Annotated in this window: 19 protein-coding genes and 1 riboswitch; all 19 genes read left to right on the top strand. The window is 37.5% G+C overall.

Annotated features, from left to right (window positions below):
* The first annotated feature begins 52 nt into the window (after positions 1-52).
* The 19 genes from NE668_RS02770 to tsf all read left to right on the top strand — a co-directional run bounded on the left by NE668_RS02770 (position 53) and on the right by tsf (position 19,310).
* Positions 53-934, top strand: coding sequence for a YicC/YloC family endoribonuclease (locus NE668_RS02770; RefSeq protein WP_227036933.1), 882 nt, complete (start codon positions 53-55; stop codon positions 932-934).
* Between the two features lie 14 nt (positions 935-948).
* Positions 949-1,218 carry an extracellular matrix/biofilm regulator RemA gene (remA, locus tag NE668_RS02765; RefSeq protein WP_004695657.1) on the top strand — a complete coding sequence of 90 codons (270 nt, stop codon included), beginning with the start codon at positions 949-951 and terminating at the stop codon, positions 1,216-1,218.
* Between the two features lie 8 nt (positions 1,219-1,226).
* A complete protein-coding gene (gmk, locus tag NE668_RS02760; protein ID WP_004695659.1) occupies positions 1,227-1,856 on the top strand; it encodes a guanylate kinase in 630 nt (209 codons plus the stop codon).
* Positions 1,857-1,860: 4 nt separating this feature from the next.
* Positions 1,861-2,076, top strand: coding sequence for a DNA-directed RNA polymerase subunit omega (gene rpoZ, locus NE668_RS02755; protein WP_227036934.1), 216 nt, complete (start codon positions 1,861-1,863; stop codon positions 2,074-2,076).
* Between the two features lie 52 nt (positions 2,077-2,128).
* Positions 2,129-3,334: a bifunctional phosphopantothenoylcysteine decarboxylase/phosphopantothenate--cysteine ligase CoaBC gene (gene coaBC, locus NE668_RS02750; RefSeq protein ID WP_227036935.1), complete on the top strand. Its 1,206-nt coding sequence runs from the start codon at positions 2,129-2,131 to the stop codon at positions 3,332-3,334.
* Positions 3,335-3,374: 40 nt separating this feature from the next.
* Positions 3,375-5,039 carry a SulP family inorganic anion transporter gene (locus tag NE668_RS02745; protein WP_227036936.1) on the top strand — a complete coding sequence of 555 codons (1,665 nt, stop codon included), beginning with the start codon at positions 3,375-3,377 and terminating at the stop codon, positions 5,037-5,039.
* A 44-nt stretch (positions 5,040-5,083) separates the two neighbouring features.
* Positions 5,084-5,184: riboswitch (SAM riboswitch) on the top strand.
* Positions 5,185-5,233: 49 nt separating this feature from the next.
* Positions 5,234-6,424 (top strand): methionine adenosyltransferase, encoded by a 1,191-nt coding sequence (gene metK, locus NE668_RS02740; protein WP_024061709.1) that lies wholly within the window; start codon positions 5,234-5,236, stop codon positions 6,422-6,424.
* Between the two features lie 62 nt (positions 6,425-6,486).
* Complete coding sequence (gene priA, locus NE668_RS02735; RefSeq protein WP_227036937.1) at positions 6,487-8,670, top strand: replication restart helicase PriA; 2,184 nt, start codon at positions 6,487-6,489, stop codon at positions 8,668-8,670.
* 13 nt (positions 8,671-8,683) lie between these two features.
* On the top strand, positions 8,684-9,172 hold the full coding sequence (gene def / locus NE668_RS02730) for a peptide deformylase (RefSeq protein ID WP_004695669.1): 489 nt from the start codon (positions 8,684-8,686) through the stop codon (positions 9,170-9,172).
* Positions 9,165-10,175, top strand: coding sequence for a methionyl-tRNA formyltransferase (gene fmt, locus NE668_RS02725; protein ID WP_004695671.1), 1,011 nt, complete (start codon positions 9,165-9,167; stop codon positions 10,173-10,175). Before def ends, fmt begins: the two co-directional genes overlap by 8 nt.
* Positions 10,159-10,953: a DUF116 domain-containing protein gene (locus NE668_RS02720; RefSeq protein WP_227036938.1), complete on the top strand. Its 795-nt coding sequence runs from the start codon at positions 10,159-10,161 to the stop codon at positions 10,951-10,953. Before fmt ends, NE668_RS02720 begins: the two co-directional genes overlap by 17 nt.
* Entirely contained in the window at positions 10,934-12,289 is a 1,356-nt protein-coding gene (gene rsmB, locus NE668_RS02715) for a 16S rRNA (cytosine(967)-C(5))-methyltransferase RsmB (protein WP_227036939.1), read from the top strand. The genes NE668_RS02720 and rsmB overlap by 20 nt, the downstream gene beginning before the upstream one ends.
* Before the next feature lie 18 nt (positions 12,290-12,307).
* Positions 12,308-13,354 carry a dual-specificity RNA methyltransferase RlmN gene (gene rlmN / locus NE668_RS02710; RefSeq protein ID WP_227036940.1) on the top strand — a complete coding sequence of 349 codons (1,047 nt, stop codon included), beginning with the start codon at positions 12,308-12,310 and terminating at the stop codon, positions 13,352-13,354.
* Positions 13,347-14,048: a Stp1/IreP family PP2C-type Ser/Thr phosphatase gene (locus NE668_RS02705; RefSeq protein ID WP_004697417.1), complete on the top strand. Its 702-nt coding sequence runs from the start codon at positions 13,347-13,349 to the stop codon at positions 14,046-14,048. The genes rlmN and NE668_RS02705 overlap by 8 nt, the downstream gene beginning before the upstream one ends.
* A 27-nt stretch (positions 14,049-14,075) precedes the next feature.
* The gene (gene pknB, locus NE668_RS02700; protein WP_008600842.1) at positions 14,076-16,001 is read left to right on the top strand and encodes a Stk1 family PASTA domain-containing Ser/Thr kinase; all 1,926 of its coding nucleotides are present in this window, start codon (positions 14,076-14,078) and stop codon (positions 15,999-16,001) included.
* An 8-nt stretch (positions 16,002-16,009) separates the two neighbouring features.
* Complete coding sequence (rsgA, locus tag NE668_RS02695; RefSeq protein WP_008600844.1) at positions 16,010-16,873, top strand: ribosome small subunit-dependent GTPase A; 864 nt, start codon at positions 16,010-16,012, stop codon at positions 16,871-16,873.
* Between the two features lies 1 nt (position 16,874).
* Positions 16,875-17,525 carry a ribulose-phosphate 3-epimerase gene (gene rpe, locus NE668_RS02690; RefSeq protein ID WP_227036941.1) on the top strand — a complete coding sequence of 217 codons (651 nt, stop codon included), beginning with the start codon at positions 16,875-16,877 and terminating at the stop codon, positions 17,523-17,525.
* Positions 17,526-17,778: 253 nt separating this feature from the next.
* Positions 17,779-18,531, top strand: coding sequence for a 30S ribosomal protein S2 (gene rpsB, locus NE668_RS02685; protein WP_004695687.1), 753 nt, complete (start codon positions 17,779-17,781; stop codon positions 18,529-18,531).
* A gap of 98 nt (positions 18,532-18,629) precedes the next feature.
* On the top strand, positions 18,630-19,310 hold the full coding sequence (gene tsf / locus NE668_RS02680; protein WP_004695689.1) for a translation elongation factor Ts: 681 nt from the start codon (positions 18,630-18,632) through the stop codon (positions 19,308-19,310).
* The last annotated feature ends 33 nt before the right edge of the window (positions 19,311-19,343 follow it).

Genomic DNA, 19,343 nt, shown 5'->3' with positions numbered 1-19,343 from the left:
CGGATTGTGTAATTCGTGGTACAATAATAAAAACTACTAAGGAGGATGATTTATGAAAAGTATGACCGGTTTTGGTTCTGGCACAGCAGCCAAAGATGGCATTACCTGTACGGTAGAAATTAAGTCCGTAAACGCTCGCTTCTTGGATCTGTTTATTCGTAGTCCAAAACAAATGAATCCTTTTGAAAGTACTATTCGTGGAATGATACAAGATCGTATTACTCGTGGTAAGGTTGAGGTATCAGTTTCTATTTTAGATGCAGGGGAGCGACCTAAAACTTTTACTATTAATAGTGTATTGAGAAAACAAATACAAGAGTTGTTGGTACAAGAAGAATTCTATGATGATTCTAAAAAGGTACCTTTACAAGCTGTAAATTCGATTTCTACTGAATGGGTTCAACAACAAGATACACCAATTGGAGAAGATGTTCTATCAGATATTGTAAAAGAAGCAACGATTCAAGCATTAGATGCTTTAATAGCAATGCGAACTGCGGAAGGTCAACATATCAAGCAGGATCTATTAGATCGTATCGATACACTTGAAAAGATCATTACTAAAATTGACACTAATAAATCTGGTGCTGTAGAAGCATATCGCGAACACATAAAAACTAAAATTCAGGAATATTTAGTTTCTTTAGAAGCGAGTATTAGTGAGGATCGTTTTATACAAGAGATTGCTCTATTAGCTGATAAGACGGATATTACGGAAGAGATTGTCCGATTTACCTCTCATGTGGTACAATTAAAAAATACACTTGCAGATACAAACTCAATCGGTCGTAAGGTCGATTTTATTTTGCAAGAAATGAATCGTGAAGTAAATACAATCGGCTCCAAAGCAATGGATTCGATTATTACTGACCTTGTGGTTCAACTTAAATGTGAGTTAGAGAAAATTAGAGAACAAGTACAGAATGTAGAGTAATAGGAGGTCTATGAATGAGTATTCAATTACTGAATATAGGCTTTGGTAATATGGTATCTGCTAACCGTGTTATGGCTATTATTAGTCCTGAATCCGCCCCTATAAAGCGGATGGTTCAAGATGCTAGAGACAAGGGATTGCTCATTGATGCCACATATGGTCGTAAGACACGTGCTGTATTAGTTATGGATAGTGGTCAAATTGTATTATCTGCAATTCAACCTGAAACCGTAGCACATCGACTTGTGCAACATGATGTGGATGTAGATACAGTGGAATCATAGGAGTGCATATGTCAGACAGAGGATTATTAATCGTTATATCCGGGCCATCTGGCGCAGGTAAGGGTACGATTTGTGCGAATATTCGTAAAGAAATGCCTAATTTAGTTTATTCCGTTTCTATGACAACCCGTGCTCCACGTGTGGGTGAAAAGGAAGGAATTAACTATTTCTTCCGCTCTAAAGAGGAATTTGAGTCTTTACTTAGTGAAGACGCATTCTTAGAATATGCTAAGGTATATGATAATTACTATGGTACTCCAAAACAACATGTAATGGATTTATTAGATGATGGGAAAAGTGTACTATTAGAAATCGATATTCAAGGTGCTATGCAGGTTAAGGAACGTTTTAGCGATGCTGTATTTATTTACATTGTACCGCCGTCACTATCTGAGTTATCTGAACGTTTACATAATCGTGGCACAGATGCTAAAGAAGTCATTGATAAACGATTGTCACTGGCTTGTTCAGAATTGGCCTTAGCTCATCGTTATGACTATATCGTTGTAAATGATGATTTAGCAGAGGCTTCTGAAAAGGTTGCCTCTATCTTGCGAGCTGAGTCTTGTAAGATTAGTCGTAATAAAGAGCAAATTCAATATATTTATAAACAATATCAAGAGTCTAAGGAGAAGTGATAGTATGATGGTAAAACCTCCATTAAAAAAATTGGAAAGCCAAGTAGATAGCAAATATACATTGGTGACTTTAGCGGCTAAACGTGCTCGCGAATTAACAGATGGGCAACCTTGCTTAGCAGAATCTACACATGCGACTGACAAGCCTGTATCTTTGGCATTTTATGAAATTGCTGAAGGTGAAGTGACATATAAACGCACTAAAGAAGGCATTAAATAAAAAATCAATTCCTTGTATCATTGATACAAGGAATTTTTAAAAGGAGAAGAACATGCGCGGAAAACATATCATTGTCGCAGTATCTGCAGGTATTGCAGCGTATAAGGCAATTGAAGTGGTAAGCAGACTTCGTAAAAAAGGGGCTGAAGTAAAGGTTGTAATGACACAAAATGCAACGCATATTGCGTCACCTTTAACATTTGGCGAAATCAGTGGACATCCTGTAGCTCTAGACATGTTTGAACAAGTTCATCAGTGGGATGTAGAACATATTGCACTGGCCACTTGGGCAGATGCATATGTAGTTGTGCCTGCAACAGCAAATGTGATCGGAAAAATTTATGCAGGCATTGCTGATGATATGTTAACTACAACAATTATGGCTACCACAGCACCTAAGTACCTTTGTCCTGCTATGAATACAGAAATGTATAATAATCCTATTACTCAACGCAATTTAGAAGGACTACGTTCTTTGGGGTACCATATTATGGACCCTGCAGAAGGTTGGTTAGCTTGTGGCATTACTGGTATAGGACGTTTACCGGAGCCCGAAGCAATTGTGGATTGGCTAGAATCTAAAATGTGCAGCACCAATGAGCTTGAAGGTACTACTATACTTGTTACAGCTGGCGGAACACAGGAGAGTATTGATCCTGTTCGGTATATTGGAAATCGTTCTAGCGGTAAGATGGGATATGCCATTGCAGAACAGGCTGCACGCATGGGGGCTAAAGTGATATTAGTAAGTGCTCCCACATCCTTGCCTATACCAAGTGGCGTAGACTTTATTTCTGTAGATTCTGCGGTATCTATGCAGGAGGCTGTTGAAGCTCGTTATAATGATGTTAATGTAGTTATTATGGCTGCTGCTGTTTCTGATTTTAGAGTCCTTCATAAAGCAGAGCAAAAAATAAAGAAAATGGAGTCTATGACCATAGAACTTGTAAAAAATCCAGATATTCTACAAGGGTTGGGCTCTAAAAAAAATCATCAAATTCTTGTTGGTTTTGCGGCAGAAACAGAACATGTAATCAAGTATGGTCAGGATAAAGTGGCTAGAAAAAATCTAGATATGCTTGTGGCCAATGATGTAAGCAAATCGAATGCAGGTTTTAATGTAGATACGAATGAAGGCTATTTTTTATATCCTGATAAAGAGCCTAAAGAAATGCCTAATATGAAAAAATCTGACCTTGCTCGACATATCCTTAGAGAAGTTATTGATTTAGTAGCAAACAAAGCTGACATAAATTAATTCTTGTGTGTGTTGTTTTAAGAAGGGTGTGTTTTTTTACATGTTTGCTATACAAAAAGCATATTTAGACGGCTCACTAGGGAAAGGAAAGTGGAGTAATAATATTATTGCTGGATTGGTCGTAGGGGTTGTGGCTCTGCCTTTAGCAATGGCCTTTGCTATTGCTAGTGGAGTTACACCGCAGGCGGGCATTTATACGGCAATCATTGCAGGTATATTTGTATCCTTGTTTGGTGGCTCCCCTGTTCAGATTGCGGGCCCTACAGGGGCATTTATCGTTCTATTGAGCAGTATCGTTGTCAATTATGGCTTTGAAGGTTTAAAAATTGCGACCATGATGGCAGGGATTATTCTGGTTTTAATGAGCGTTGCAAAGTTAGGGACAGTCATTCGGTTTATACCCACACCTGTTATTATGGGTTTTACAGCAGGTATTGGTGTTACAATTTGGGTAGGGCAATGGCCATATTTCTTTGGATTTCCACCGTTGCCTTATATGGCTCATTTCCATGAAAAATTATGGGCTATGATTCAGTCCTTACCATACTCTGACTTACCTACATTGGGGATTGCGCTCTTAAGCTTAAGTCTACTGTTAGTTTTACCTAAAATCCCATATATTAATAAAGTTCCAGCTCCCATTGTAGCTATGATTGTTGCTACGGTTATTCAAGCTATTTACCAATTTCCTACGGTTTCAACAATTGGTAGTGCATTTGGTGGCATACCTCAAGGTTTGCCAGAATTTTCTGTACCAAAATTGAGCTTTGATAAAATCTTATCTTTAATCGGGCCGGCTTTTACAATTGCCATGCTAGGCGCTATTGAATCCTTATTGTCTGCAGTTGTTGCTGATGGTATGAGTGGCACCAAGCATGAATCTAATACTGAATTATTTGGACAAGGATTAGCTAATATATTTGCGCCATTGTTTGGTGGAATTGCATCAACCGGTGCTATTGCGCGAACTGCTACAAATATTCGTCAAGGTGGTAATTCTCCGGTGGCAGGTATTGTTCATGCCATTACATTAGGTGCCATTCTTTTATTTTTAGCCCCATATGCAGTGTATATTCCGTTGGCATCTATGGCAGCCATATTATTTGTAGTAGCCTACAATATGAGTGATGTACCACGTTTTATACGAATGCTTATTCTCGCACCTCGTCCAGATCAAATAATATTATTGCTTACCTTTTTCCTGACTATTTTTACGGATTTAGTAGTAGCTGTAAATGTAGGTGTAGTACTTGCAGTGTTGCAGTTTATGCGCAAAATGGTTAATACAATTGATGTGCATGAAGCAAGTAGTGCCGAATTATCAGCACAGATTAGGCATGAGATTACAATCCATCCAGAAATAATGGTATACACTGTAGAAGGCCCATTATTCTTTGGTGCTATAAGTGCATTTGATAGAGCGTTAAACTCTATACATAAAGATCCTAAATATTTAATCATTCGTTTTGTAAAAGTACCATTTGTAGATTTAACGGGTTTACGTATTTTACGAGGTATTATTGAAGAACTTCAAAAAAGAGGCATAGAAGTTTTGCTTAGTGATGTGAGTTACGATATACGTAGAGAGATGTATAAATCTGATTTCTTGGATATTCTGGGCCGTCATCATATGTATCGTCAGTTTGAAAGTGCCCTTCATAAGGCTGAACATGATTTAGCTTTAAAAGAGGCAAGAGAGGTATAATAATGACTTGCTTTCTCACTGTAAATACACTATAATATTTCTGTAACTCATCAAGAGTAGTGGAGGGATAGGCCCTGTGAAGCTACAGCAACCATTCCAAGCGGAAAAGGTGCTAATTCCTATGACAAATGTCGTTAGATGGGAGGGTCTCTCATGAGTGCATGAGAGACTTTTTTTCGTATTAGGAGGATAAAATGGCTGAAAAACATATGTTTTTTACTTCTGAATCTGTTACTGAAGGCCATCCAGATAAAATAGCTGACCAAATTTCTGATGCTGTTTTGGATGCGATTATTGAAAAGGATCCAACTGCTCGTGTGGCTTGTGAGACTTTAGTTACTACTGGTTTAGTTCATGTAGTAGGTGAAATTTCTACTCACACATATGTAGATATTCCTCGCATCGTACGTGATACAATTCGTGAAATTGGTTATACTCGTGCAAAATTTGGTTTTGATTGTGATACTTGTGGTGTACTTGTATCCATCGATGAACAATCTGCGGATATCGCCATGGGTGTTGATGAAGCACTTGAATCAAAAGATGGCAAGGGTGAAGTGCTTGATAAAATCGGTGCTGGTGACCAAGGTATGATGTTTGGCTATGCATCTAATGAAACACCTGAACTCATGCCTTTGCCAATTTCCTTGGCACATCGTTTATCTCGTCGACTTACAGAAGTTCGTAAGGATGGGACCTTAACTTACTTACGTCCAGACGGTAAGACTCAAGTTACTGTAGAATATGTTGATGGTAAACCTAAGCGCATTGATACAATTGTTATTTCTACGCAACATAGCCCTGAAGTGACCCAAGAACAAATTAAAGCCGATTTGAAGCGTTATGTAATTGACGCAGCGTTGCCTGCTGAATTCGTTGATGAAAATACTAAATACTTCATCAATCCAACTGGTCGTTTCGTAATTGGAGGCCCTCATGGTGATGCTGGTTTAACTGGCCGTAAAATTATTGTAGATACATACGGTGGTATGGCCCGTCATGGTGGCGGTGCATTTTCTGGTAAGGATCCATCTAAAGTGGACCGTTCTGCAGCATACGCAGCGCGTTATGTAGCTAAAAATGTTGTAGCAGCAGGTCTTGCTGATAAATGTGAAGTGCAAGTTGCTTATGCAATTGGGGTTGCTCATCCTGTATCTATTTTAGTTGATACTTTTGGTACAGGTCGCATAGAGGAAACAAAAATTCAAGAGCTTGTTAAAAAACATTTCGACCTTCGTCCAGCAGGAATCATTGAAATGCTTGATTTGTTAAAGCCTCATTATCGCAAAACTGCAGCGTATGGTCACTTTGGTAGAACTGATGTAGATTTACCTTGGGAACGTACAGATAAAGCACAAATTCTAAAAGAAGAAGCTGGCTTATAATACAAAAGGTCTTGGTAGAATTTCTACTGAGACCTTTTATAATAAACGAAAGGAAATAATGTATGCGCGTAGCACAAGTTATAATTAACAGACCAGCCAAACAACTTCATAAACCTTTGAGCTATTTAATGCCTGAAAAGTTTGGTAATGTCTTACCTGGTACGCGCGTACTCATTCCTTTAGGACATAGTCGTGAAGAAGGTATTCTTATTGGTTACGACGAGTTAATTGAGCCACCAGAGTTCACTTTACGAAATATTGTGCAAGTATTAGATAGTGAACCTTGGTTTACACCAGAAATGATGGATACGGCCCGCCGTCTAAATGAGTATTATTTATTCTCTTATGGCGATGCATTGCGATTGTTTACAGTAAATAAGACATTAAAATCTTACGAGGCACCAAAGGAAGAATGGTTAGTAGTCATGCCAGAATTTTCGGTGGCACAATTTAGTGAACGGAAAAAGAAGCAACGAGAATTAGCAAAATACTTACTTGAAGTGGGCGGTGCATCTAAGGCATTACTGCTAGCTAAAGGCTATTCTCGTATGGTCATTAAACAAGTGAGTGAAGCTAAAGGTATTGTCGTTGAAGCTCGTTTTAAAGCCACAAAAACAACATTTGATGAGCTTTTAACAGAAGAAGTTAATATTCCTCTTACTGAAGCTCAACAAGCTGTATATGGACCAATACAAGATGCAATGAATAGCCATGAACATAAAACCTTTTTACTTCATGGTGTCACTGGTAGTGGCAAGACTCAATTATATTTACGTGCTACAGCAAGATGTATTAGTCAGGATAAAACAGCTATTATTTTAGTACCTGAAATTATATTGACTGATCAAATTGTGAGACGATTTGTAGAAACTTTTGGTGACGAAGTCGTAGTATTTCATAGTAAATTGACGGTACAACAACGGAACAATAATTGGGAGCGTTTGCGCCGTAAGGATAGTCACATTATTATTGGCGCTCGTTCTGCCGTATTTGCGCCAGCTGAGGATATCGGCCTTATTGTGGTCGATGAAGAACATGATCCATCTTATAAACAAGAGGATATGGTTCGGTATCATGCACGTAACGTGGCATTGTGGCGTGCTGAGGCACATGGTTGTCCCGTTATTTTAGGTTCTGCTACACCATCTGTTACTTCGTACTATAAAGCTAAGCAAGGGGAGTATCATTTACTAGAATTGCCAAATCGCATTTTTGAGCAACCTATGCCGAAGGTTACTATAGTAGATATGAAGGAAGAAATTCTTCATGGAAATTACTCCGTTTTTTCTGATGCCATGAGTCGCTTAATTCAACATACATTAGATGAGCATAATCAAATGATTATTCTGTTAAATAGACGCGGTTATAGTACTTTTGTTATGTGCCGGGATTGTGGGGAAACTATTATGTGTCCTCATTGTGATGTAGCTATGGTTTATCACCAAGCTGGTGAAGAATTGCGTTGTCATTATTGTGAACATCATGAACCAATTCCAACTGTTTGTCCCAAATGTAATAGTAAGAGGATTAAGTTTTTTGGTTCAGGCACACAAAAGGTAGAGGAAGAGTTACGTCGTCACTTTAAATCGGCCCGCATTGCTCGTCTTGATCAAGATGTGACAAAAAATAAGCAATTAGCAGAAGATATTTTACATGACTTTGGGGCTCATAAATATGATATTTTGTTGGGAACACAAATGGTATCTAAAGGACATGACTTTAAAGATGTAACAGCTGTTGGTATTTTAACAGCCGATTCAGTTTTGAATATTCCTGTTTATACAGCTTCAGAACGAACTTTTGATTTACTTACTCAAACCTCTGGACGTGCCGGTAGGGGTGAAAAACCGGGTAGCGTTGTAATACAAACATATAATCCTTTAAATTATGCTATAATAAAGAGTAAGGCTCATGATTATATAGGCTTTTACAATGAAGAAATTCAAAACCGTAAAGCTTTAGGATATCCTCCATTTCGCGAAATGATTCATATGGTTGTGCGTCATCAAGATATGAAAACATTAGAGTCTATAGCAAATCGTATTGTCGATGACTTGGAGTCTTATAAAGGAAATCAGGATATTTTGATTAATGGTCCTTATGAAGCGCCTATAAAAAAAGTGCGCGATATGTATCGTTTAGCTATTATGATTCGCGGTACAGATTTAACGAATTTGAAAGAATATATATATAACTCATGGATTTTCACGCAAGAAGGACTGCTGATTGACGTGGATCCCGTGTAGTGTAGGAGTATCAATGGCTGTATTAGATGTTGTGAAAGCAGGTCATCCCGTTTTAAAACAAGTGGCGGAACCTGTAGAACATGTTAATAAAAAACTTAGAGCCCTTATCGATGATATGGCTGAAACTATGTATAAGACTGAAGGGGTTGGTCTTGCAGCACCTCAAGTGGCTGTAGCTAAACGTATTATCGTTGTAGATGACCAATCTGGTAGTGGTCTTATTGCGCTAATTAACCCTGAAATCACTCATGCTGAAGGTTCTCAAGTTGGACCTGAAGGATGCTTAAGTGTGCCAGGATATTTCGGAGATGTGGAACGATTTAATAAAGTCACCGTTAAAGGTATTGATCCACATAATAAGAAGGTAACTATAAAAGCTGAAGGTTTTTTGGCGCGTATTTTCCAACATGAAATTGATCACTTGGAAGGTCATTTGTTTATTGAAAAAGCAACTAACTTACGATTAATTACTGATCATCCAGAGGAGAAAGAAATTGTCTGATAATAAACAATTACGCATCGTTTTTATGGGGACACCAGACTTTTCTGTGCCTACCTTAGAGGCTTTGATTCAAGCTGGTCATTCTATTGTCGGTGTGTATTGCCAGCCTGATAAACAAAAAGGGCGTGGTAAACAAGTTCAAATGCCCCCTGTAAAAGTAGCTGCTTTAGAGCATGACTTGCCTGTATATCAACCAGTCACTTTGCGTGATGAACAAGTGAGAGCCGAATTAGAAGCATTACAACCAGATGTAGTGATTGTTATTGCGTATGGTAAAATTTTACCTCCTTGGCTTATTCGATTGCCGCAATATGGTTGTATTAATGTTCATGCCTCTATTTTACCTAGTTATAGAGGCGCTGCGCCAATTCATTATGCAATTCTTAATGGAGACTCTAAAACGGGTGTTACCATAATGCATATGGATGATGGACTTGATACAGGTGATATCATTGACATTGTGGAGATAGATATTTTACCCGGTGAAACGACAGGACAGTTATTTGAACGTATAGCTGTACTGGGGGGTGAAACTATAGTGCCTGTATTAACTCGTTGGGTTAATGGAGAAATTGTGGCTACACCACAAGATGATTCAATGGCTACACATACTACTAAGATTACAAAGGAAATGGGGCAGATCGACTGGTCTAAGCCGGCTAATGAAATTGCAAATCTCATTAGAGGACTTAATCCAGCACCTGGATGTTATACATATCTCGATGGAAAACGTTTAAAAGTATGGTCTGGAGAAGTGGTTCCCAGTGATACGACTCACTGTTTGATAGATGTCCATGGTAAACATGTACCAATTGCTATATCAGCCACAACTGTGCCTGGTACAATCGTATCTAAAATAGCCGGTTTAGGTGTATTTTGTGGTGATGGAAATATAATTCTATTAACAGAAGTCCAACCAGAAAATAAAAAACGCATTTCTGCAATTGATTTTATAAATGGTCATCAAATAAAGGAAGGTATCGTTTTTGGGGACTCAATATAAGCAGTACGAAACGTATCCGTTATACTTGATTTTATCAACTATTACATGTGCTTTGCTCACAGCAGTACTAGCCTTTCTAATGTATATATTAGAACCAGGACTTTTACAATTGCATCCATTTGCATCAATTATAAGTAGTGTAGTTATATCTATACTTATTGCTATTATATGGGTTTTGTGCTTATCTTTAATTGTTGCTAGCACAGGTATTATACGGTTACATCCTATTGTTTTAAGACTAGCCAATCAGTTTATTTATGGATTATTTCCATTAACTTTGGCGATTGGTAAGGTGAGAGGGGTTACTAAGGATCAACTCCGCCAGTCTATGATTGATTTAATCAATCATTTAGTAATGCTAGATATGTATACGGTAGATCCAGAACGTATATTGTTATTAACTCCTCACTGTTTACAAGAAAGTTCGTGTGTTCATAAGGTTACACATGATGTATATAATTGTAAGCAGTGTGGGCGATGCCAGGTTGGTAATTTGTTGCAAGTGGCTAAGGACTATGGTTGTCAATTTATAGTTGTCACTGGAGGCACCTTAGCGCGGATGAAGGTAAAGGAAGCACGCCCAAAAGCTATTGTAGCAATAGCTTGCGAACGAGATTTAGCAAGTGGAATGGCTGATGTATTTCCCATCCCAGTTATTGGGGTATTAAATGAACGTCCTAATGGGCCATGTTGTAATACAACAGTCGATTCTGAACGTGTTCGAGCAGTAGTAGAACAATTGATTGGTAGGAATAGTAATGATAGAGGTAAAGACTAATCAACAACAAAATATTCGATTGCTCGCTGTAAAAGCATTGAGTGAAATTAATCGCAATGGTGCTTATGCAAATATAAAGTTGCAAGAGTATTTACAGAAATATCATCTATCCGATTTAGATCGAAGATTCTTTACTGAACTTGTGTATGGGGTCATTCGTAGAAAAAATTACTTGGATGCTATTATTGTTCACTTTGCAAAGCGACCCTTAAAGAAACTATCTTCTATGGTTGTGGAAATTCTTAGACTTGGTATTTATCAAATTATCTATATGGATAAGGTCCCTGAAAGTGCGGCTGTTAACGAATCTGTTAAACTCGCCAAAAAGCTAACTAGAGGTTTATCTGGTTTTGTAAATGCTGTTTTGCGTTCGGTTTTACGTGATAGTGATAGCATTTCTATCGGTGAACTAGCTAAGTCCGAAGCTGAAGAAATTTCCTTTATCTACAATCAGCCATTATGGCTTGTCAATTTATGGATAAAAGAAATGGGAAAAGATAAAACCGTAGATCTTTGTTCTTGGTTTAATGAACAACCTCGTTTGACGGCTCGCATAAATACAGTGAAAGTATCTATTGAGGATTGTTTAAAAGAATTAGAAGATTTAGATTGGATTGTAGAACAGGATACATATATTCCTGAAGTAGTTTATATTGATGGACATCAAGGTCATTTAGAAAAAGCTAAACCTGTTTTAGAAGGTCATATTACTTTTATGGATAAAGCATCTATGTTAGTAGCCCATGTGGTAGATCCTCAACCAGGAGAGCGTATCTTAGACTGTTGTGCTGCACCAGGTGGCAAGTCTATGCATATGGCAAGTCTTATGAATAATACAGGAGCTATTATGAGTTGTGATATTTACGACCATAAATTAGAACTGATTAATCAAAATGCTGAGCGATTAGGTGTATCTATTATTTCTACTAAGCTTCAAGATGGTCGTTATCTTCCTGATAATTGGAAAGAACAATTTGATCGCGTCTTAGTTGATGCTCCTTGTTCTGGTTTAGGTATATTACAAAAGAAATTAGACATGCGTTGGCGTAAAACAGAGTCTTTACTTATTGAGTTGCCGCCGTTACAACTTGAAATATTAGAAAAAGCTTCTGAAATGGTTAAGGTTAATGGATATTTAGTATATTCCACATGTACTATGAATAGTGGTGAAAATGAAGCTGTTCTTAATAAATTCTTGGCAATTCATAAGAACTTTATCATCGATCCTGTATCATATAAAGGGGCACCACAAGCTATAGATGGTATGATTACAACCTATCCACCGCGAGATCATATGGATGGTTTCTTTATGGCTCGCATGAAACGCTTATCATAATATAAGAAATGGAGCACCATGATAGAATTATTGGGTAAGTCTTTAGAAGAATTACAATCTATCTTTAAGACCCATAATATACAAAAGTTTCGAGCGAAACAATTAATTGACTATATCTATCATAGATATATTTTTGATTTTGAAGACATGACACAATTTCCGAAAGACTTACGTCAATGGCTAGGTGACAATTGTGTTATTTCTTTACCTACATTAATTACAAAGTCTATTGCCCCTGATGGAAAGACTCGCAAAATACTTGTAGAGATGTCAGATCAAAGTCGTGTGGAAGCAGTTTTGATGGAGCAACACTATGGGTATTCTGTATGTGTTTCCTCTCAAGTGGGGTGTGCTATGGGATGTGTATTCTGTGCTTCTACACAAGGTGGCTTATACAGAGATTTAACAGTCGCTGAGATTATTGGACAAGTTGTCATATTTGGGGCTCTTACTAAAGAGGAAATACACTCTGTTGTCGTTATGGGCGCTGGGGAGCCGTTACAAAATTATGATAATGTATTACAAGCATTACAACTACTACATGATCCTATGATTTGTAATATTAGTTATCGTAAGATGACGATTTCCACTTGTGGTTGGGTTCCTAATATTTATAAATTAGCTGATGAAGGTTTGCCAATAACCTTAGCACTTTCATTACATGCTACAAATAATGAAGTTCGTCGTAGTATTATGCCCGTTGGGGCACGTTATGAATTGACGGAAGTCTTAGATGCGGTAAAATACTATTATAATACGACACAGCGTCGTGTTACCTTTGAGTATATTCTTATAGATTCTGTAAATGTATCTATAGATGATGCTCATGCTTTGGGGAAAATCTGTAAAGATTTCCCAAATTGTCATGTTAACTTGATCCCAGTTAATGGCAATGAACATATTGAATTATATAAACCATCTATTACGAATATGAATACATTTAAAGACATCGTTAGTTCCTATGGCGTATCAGTAACGGTACGAAAGGAAATGGGCGATGCAATCCAAGCCGCATGTGGACAGTTAAAGGCTGCTCATGGTCGGAAAAAGGAGAATCATGAATAATTTTGTTGGTTTAAGTAAAATTGGGCTTGTACGCCAGCGTAACGAGGACCGTTTTTTCATTGATGGCCATATTTGTGCTGTTACTGATGGCATGGGTGGTTATAGCGGTGGTGAAATCGCAAGTACCTATGCTGTAGATGAAATAAAAGAATATTTGTCCTCCCTTGAAACGATAGGTCAACAAGACTTATGTGATGCTATCATTCACGCTAATCAACGTATTGTAAATCGCGTTGCTTGTGAAGAACGACTTGCTGGTATGGGTACTACCGCTGTAGTTACAGCTATAAATGGTAATCAACTTTACTGGGCAAGTGTTGGTGATAGTCGTTTGTATGTATATAGAGATGGTCATTTACGACAAATTACTACGGATCATTCTATGGTACAAGAATTATTAACAGCTGGAGAGATTACAAAGGATGAAATGCTAAATCACCCTCAACGTAATTTATTAACCCGTGCAGTCGGTGTTGATGAAATCTTAGAGGTTGATAGTGGTGTAGAGTCTATTCTTCCCGGTGATCGTATTTTACTTTGCACTGATGGATTAAGTGGCTATGTATCTGATGATGTAATTGCCTCTGCATTACAATCAACGGATGATGATATGTTGGTTATTGAATCATTGATGGAAGCTGTATATGAAGTCGGAGCAGGAGATAATGTGACCATTGTGGTGGGAACAATCTAATCTAGAAATGGAGAAATAATGAGTACTATGAATATAAAAGGCATACTTCTAGATAACCGCTACCGTATTGTTGATAAAATTGGCGTTGGTGGAATGGCTGATGTATACCTTGGAGAAGATACCTTACTAGGTAGACAAGTAGCAATAAAAGTATTGCATGCTAATTTTGCAAATGATGATGAATTTGTGACTCGATTTAAACGAGAAGCACAAGCGGCAGGTAAATTAAATCATCCCAATATTGTAAATATGTATGATGTAGGTTTTGACCAAAATTTACATTACATTGTTATGGAATATGTAGATGGTGAAACCTTAAAAAAATATATAACTCGTCATGGAAGACTGTCTATAGATGAGGCTGTTAAATTTACTATTGCCATAGCTGAAGGCTTAGAACACGCTCATACAATGGGTATTGTTCATTGTGATATAAAACCACATAATGTTATTATTACCAATACGGGGCGCGTTAAAGTAACTGACTTTGGTATTGCTCGTGCAATAAATGCAACTAACACAGTTATGTATACGAATTCGATTTTGGGTTCTGCACACTATTTATCACCAGAGCAAGCTAGTGGTAAACCGGTAGATGGAAATACAGATATCTATTCATTGGGTGTTGTATTGTATGAAATGCTTACAGGTCGTGTACCATTTGAAGGGGAAACGCCAATTGCAGTAGCATTAAAACACGTTCGTGAGAAGGTAGAACCTCCAACTCGATATAATCCATCAATTCCTCCGCTTTTAGAAGCTGTTGTTATGAAAGCATTATCTAAAAATCCTGCAGATCGTTTTGATTCTATCTCTGATATGATCAGTGATTTGCGGTTATCTCAAGGTTTTACAATGGGGAAAACACAACGTCATGAACCATATGATTTTGCTACACAAATGATTCCTGCGGTTGATCCTGAAGCACTTGAAGATCTAAGTACTATTCAAGAAGAACGTAAAGACGAGGGTAAAAAGAAGAGTATGTTAAGTAAAATTGCATCGATTCCACAAAAATACATCGTTCTAGGTGCTGCTGTCATTTTCTTAGTAGCATTTTTAGGTGCTTTCTTAAGCTACGGAAATTTCTGGAGTAATACAACAGTAGATGTACCTAATGTGGTAGGCAAACAAGTTTCTGTAGCAAAAAATATCTTAGAAGATAAACATTTGCGTGTGTCTACAAGTGAGGTTACGAATCCTGATGTGCCAGCTGGTCAAGTTATTTCTCAAACACCTGGGGCTGGAGAAAAGGTTAAAGAGCAACGGACAATTCACCTTGTAGTTTCTAAAGGTGTAGGCGATATTACGGTGCCAGATTTAACTGATTTAACTGTCGATCAAGCCCGTCAACGACTTAAAGATTTAGGTTTAGTTGTGGGGAAAATAACACAGCAATCTGTAGATGGTAAAAAAGATGGTGTAATTATTGCTCAGAGTCCTTCAGGAGATTCTAAAGTGTCTAAAGGGACAACAATTGATCTCGTAGTAAATAAAGCGAAGGCTAAGAAAGTCAAAGTACCTAATCTTGTTGGTATGACATTAAAAGATGCTCGTGATACATTGAGTAATATTCAACTAGGTGTAAACCAAGTATCTGGATCTGTGGAAGAAAAATCTGTGGTTATAGAGCAAAGCATTAAAGCTGGCGATGAAATTGACGAAGGTTCCACATTAAATCTTACGACTGAGTTCAAAGATGATAAAAAGAAATCCGATAAAAAAGAAGGAAACAGTGGTAATAAAACAACTGGTACTATAGATGTTACTGTACCAGCTGGTTCTAAAAATCAAGAACTTAAAATTGTCGTAAAAGATGATGAAGGTTCTGCCGTAATCTATGATGATACGAATAAACCTGGAGATCGTGTTGTTAAAAAAGTGTCTGGTGTAGGTAATGTACGTATTGAGGTGTACCTCAATGGTGCATTAGTGCAAGAAACTGCATTATAAGAGGTACTATGATTACAGGCATTGTTGTCAAAAATATGAATGGGTACTTTTATGTACAAGATGATACAGGTACTATTCATGAATGTAAGGTTCGTGGCAGACTTAAGCAAGGACGCTATAGTTTACTTGTGGGTGACCGCGTTACGATTTCGGAGGATGGGTTCGTTGAATCCATCCATGAACGTCATAATTCGATGGTTCGCCCTGCAGTAGCTAATATTGACCAAGTTGTATTAGTTGTGGCTGCTCATGAACCAGATATTAATGAGTTATTACTCAATAAAATGCTCGTTATGATTGAACATGCGGATATCCCTATCGTACTATGTATCAATAAATGCGACTTGATGGATTCAGAGACGGAAACTATGGTTGATCTTTATAAATCAATCGGCTATGAGGTTTTGATGACATCCACATATAATATGACAGGCATTGATGATTTGCGTCATGTGCTTCAACATAAGGTAACGGCTTTTGCAGGACCATCTGGTGTTGGTAAAAGTAGTCTTTTAAATGCGGTAGACCCAAAATTTGCCTTTCAGACTGGGGAGGTAAGTGATAAGATTAAACGTGGTAAACATACTACTCGTCACGCTTCTTTATATAGTTTAGATGCAGATTCTTTTATCATGGATACACCTGGATTTAGTGCTATTGAATTTAATGATGTTTCCCTTGAAAGATTGCCTACATTATTCCCAGAATTTGGTGAATATGTTGATACTTGTAAATTTAATCCTTGCTATCATGAACATGAACCTATTTGTGGGATTAAAGCTGCTCTGGAAGCTGGTCATATTCATCAAGGACGATATGATGCTTATATGTCTATACGTAATGATATAGAAAGTCAACGAAAGAGGTTTTAATATGATAAAAATTGCACCATCTATGCTTTCCGCAAATTTTGCGGTGTTAAGCGAAGAATTAAAATCTATTGAAGCAGCGGGGGCTGACTTATTACATATCGACATCATGGATGGACACTTTGTTCCGAATCTAACCTTTGGTGCTCCCATTGTGAAAGCAATTCGTCCATATACAAAATTACCATTTGATGTGCATTTGATGGTTACTAATCCTGGTGATTATGTAGAAGAATTTGCAAAAATTGGTGTAGAATATTTTACTTTTCATCAAGAAACTGTACCTCATATGCATCGTTTGATTCAACGTATCAAGCAGTGTGGGATGAAGGCTGGTGTAGCATTGAATCCTAGTACACCTGTATCTCTACTAGAAGATGTAGCTGCAGATTTAGATATGATTTTAATTATGTCTGTGAATCCAGGATTTGGAGGACAATCTTTTATTAAGAATGCCATAAAAAAAGTTAAACAAGCTAAGATATTGTTAGAAGAAGTAGACAATTCAACGGCAGTCATTGAGGTGGACGGTGGTATTAACGATATTACTTGTGTACCGATTAAAAGAGCGGGGGCTACAGTTTTAGTTGCTGGTTCTGCAGTGTTTGGAGCAGAAAATCGTGCAAGTATGATTGACTTCATTCGCAATAATTAAATAAATAGTTTCATAATATTCTATAATTCAAATTTGAACATAAGATCGTACATCAATAAGAAAGAGAATGTATTTAAAATAAGGAGTGAGGAATACTTAAAGAATTCCTCACTCCTTGCTTGCTTTTGCCATGATTTTTTGTTAGAATTATTAGGTATGAAAAATATGCACGTCAGTGGACTTCGGTACTGTGCCTAATTTTGGGTGACCCGAAGGATGAAGCGGCGGAGGTTAATTAACAGGAGGTGCCACAATGGCAGTAGTATCAATGAAACAATTATTAGAGGCTGGTGTACACTTTGGTCATCAGACTAGAAGATGGAACCCTAAAATGGCGAAATTCATCTTCACTGAACGCAATGGTATTTATATCATTGATTTGTCTAAAACAGTTAAAAAAGTAGAAGAAGCTTACAATTTCTTGCGTGAAGTTGCTTCCCAAGGCGAAGTAATCTTGTTCGTAGGTACTAAAAAACAAGCTCAAGAAGCTATTAAAGAAGAAGCTATCCGTGCTAACATGTTCTTCGTTAACGAACGTTGGTTGGGCGGTATGTTGACTAACTTCAAAACAATTGAAACTCGTATTAAACGTTTAAAACAATTGGAAGCTATGGCAGAAGACGGTACTTTCGAAGTATTGCCTAAAAAAGAAGTTATCGGTCTTCGTCATGAAATGGATAAATTGGAAAAATACCTTGGTGGTATCAAAGATATGCCTAAAATGCCAGGTGCTCTTTTCGTAGTAGATCCTAAAAAAGAAAAAATTGCTATAGCGGAAGCTAAAAAATTGGGCATTCCAGTGGTTGCAACAGTTGACACTAACTGTGACCCAGATGAAGTTGATTTTCCAATTCCAGCAAATGACGACGCTATCCGTGCTGTTAAATTGTTGGCTGGTAAAATGGCTGATGCTGTTCTTGAAGGTCGTCAAGGCGAATCCTTCGAAGAAGCATTAGATAACATGGTAGCTGACTCTGCTGAAATGGTTCGAGACGGTAAAGCTTAATCGTTGTCGTATTAGCATTTGAAAGATAAATCTATAACATATATAATTGGGGTAAGGACTATATCCTTACCTTAATTAATACTAGGAGGAACAAAATAATGGCAATTACTGCTGCTTTGGTAAAAGAATTGCGCGACATGACTGGCGCAGGTATGATGGACGCTAAAAAAGCATTGGTTGAAACTGACGGTAATATCGATAAAGCGGTTGACCTTCTTCGTGAAAAAGGTTTGGCTGCGGCAGCTAAAAAAGCTGGTCGTATTGCAGCTGAAGGTGTAGTACAATCCTACATTCATGCTGGTGGTCGTATCGGTGTTTTAGTGGAAGTTAACTGTGAAACTGACTTTGTTGCAAAAACTGATGATTTCCAAAATTTAGCACGCGATATCGCAATGCAAATTGCGGCTGTAAATCCTACATACTTGAACCGTGAAGAAGTTCCTACTGAAGTTATTGAACACGAAAAACAAGTATTATTGGAACAAGCTAAAGTAGAAGCTGAAGAAGACGTTAAAGCTGGTCGCAAACCAAAACCTGAAGCTGTTTTAGAAAAAATGGTTGCTGGCCGTATCGAAAAATTCTATAAAGAAAATTGCCTATTAGAACAAGTATTCATTAAAGATGGTGATAAAACTGTTACAGACATCATTAATGAAAGTATTGCAAAAATCGGTGAAAACATCAACGTACGTCGTTTTGTTCGCTATGGTTTAGGTGAAGGCATTGAAAAACGCCAAGATGACTTCGTAGCAGAAGTAATGGCATCTGTTGGTAAATAATTAATAAACAATAAGAGAACACCGTACAGTGTT

The sequence above is a fragment of the Veillonella parvula genome, assembly GCF_024461875.1.
Classification (GTDB): domain Bacteria; phylum Bacillota; class Negativicutes; order Veillonellales; family Veillonellaceae; genus Veillonella; species Veillonella parvula_I.
Note: the sequence above shows the minus strand (reverse complement) of the source record. Positions and strands in the feature narration are given on the sequence as shown.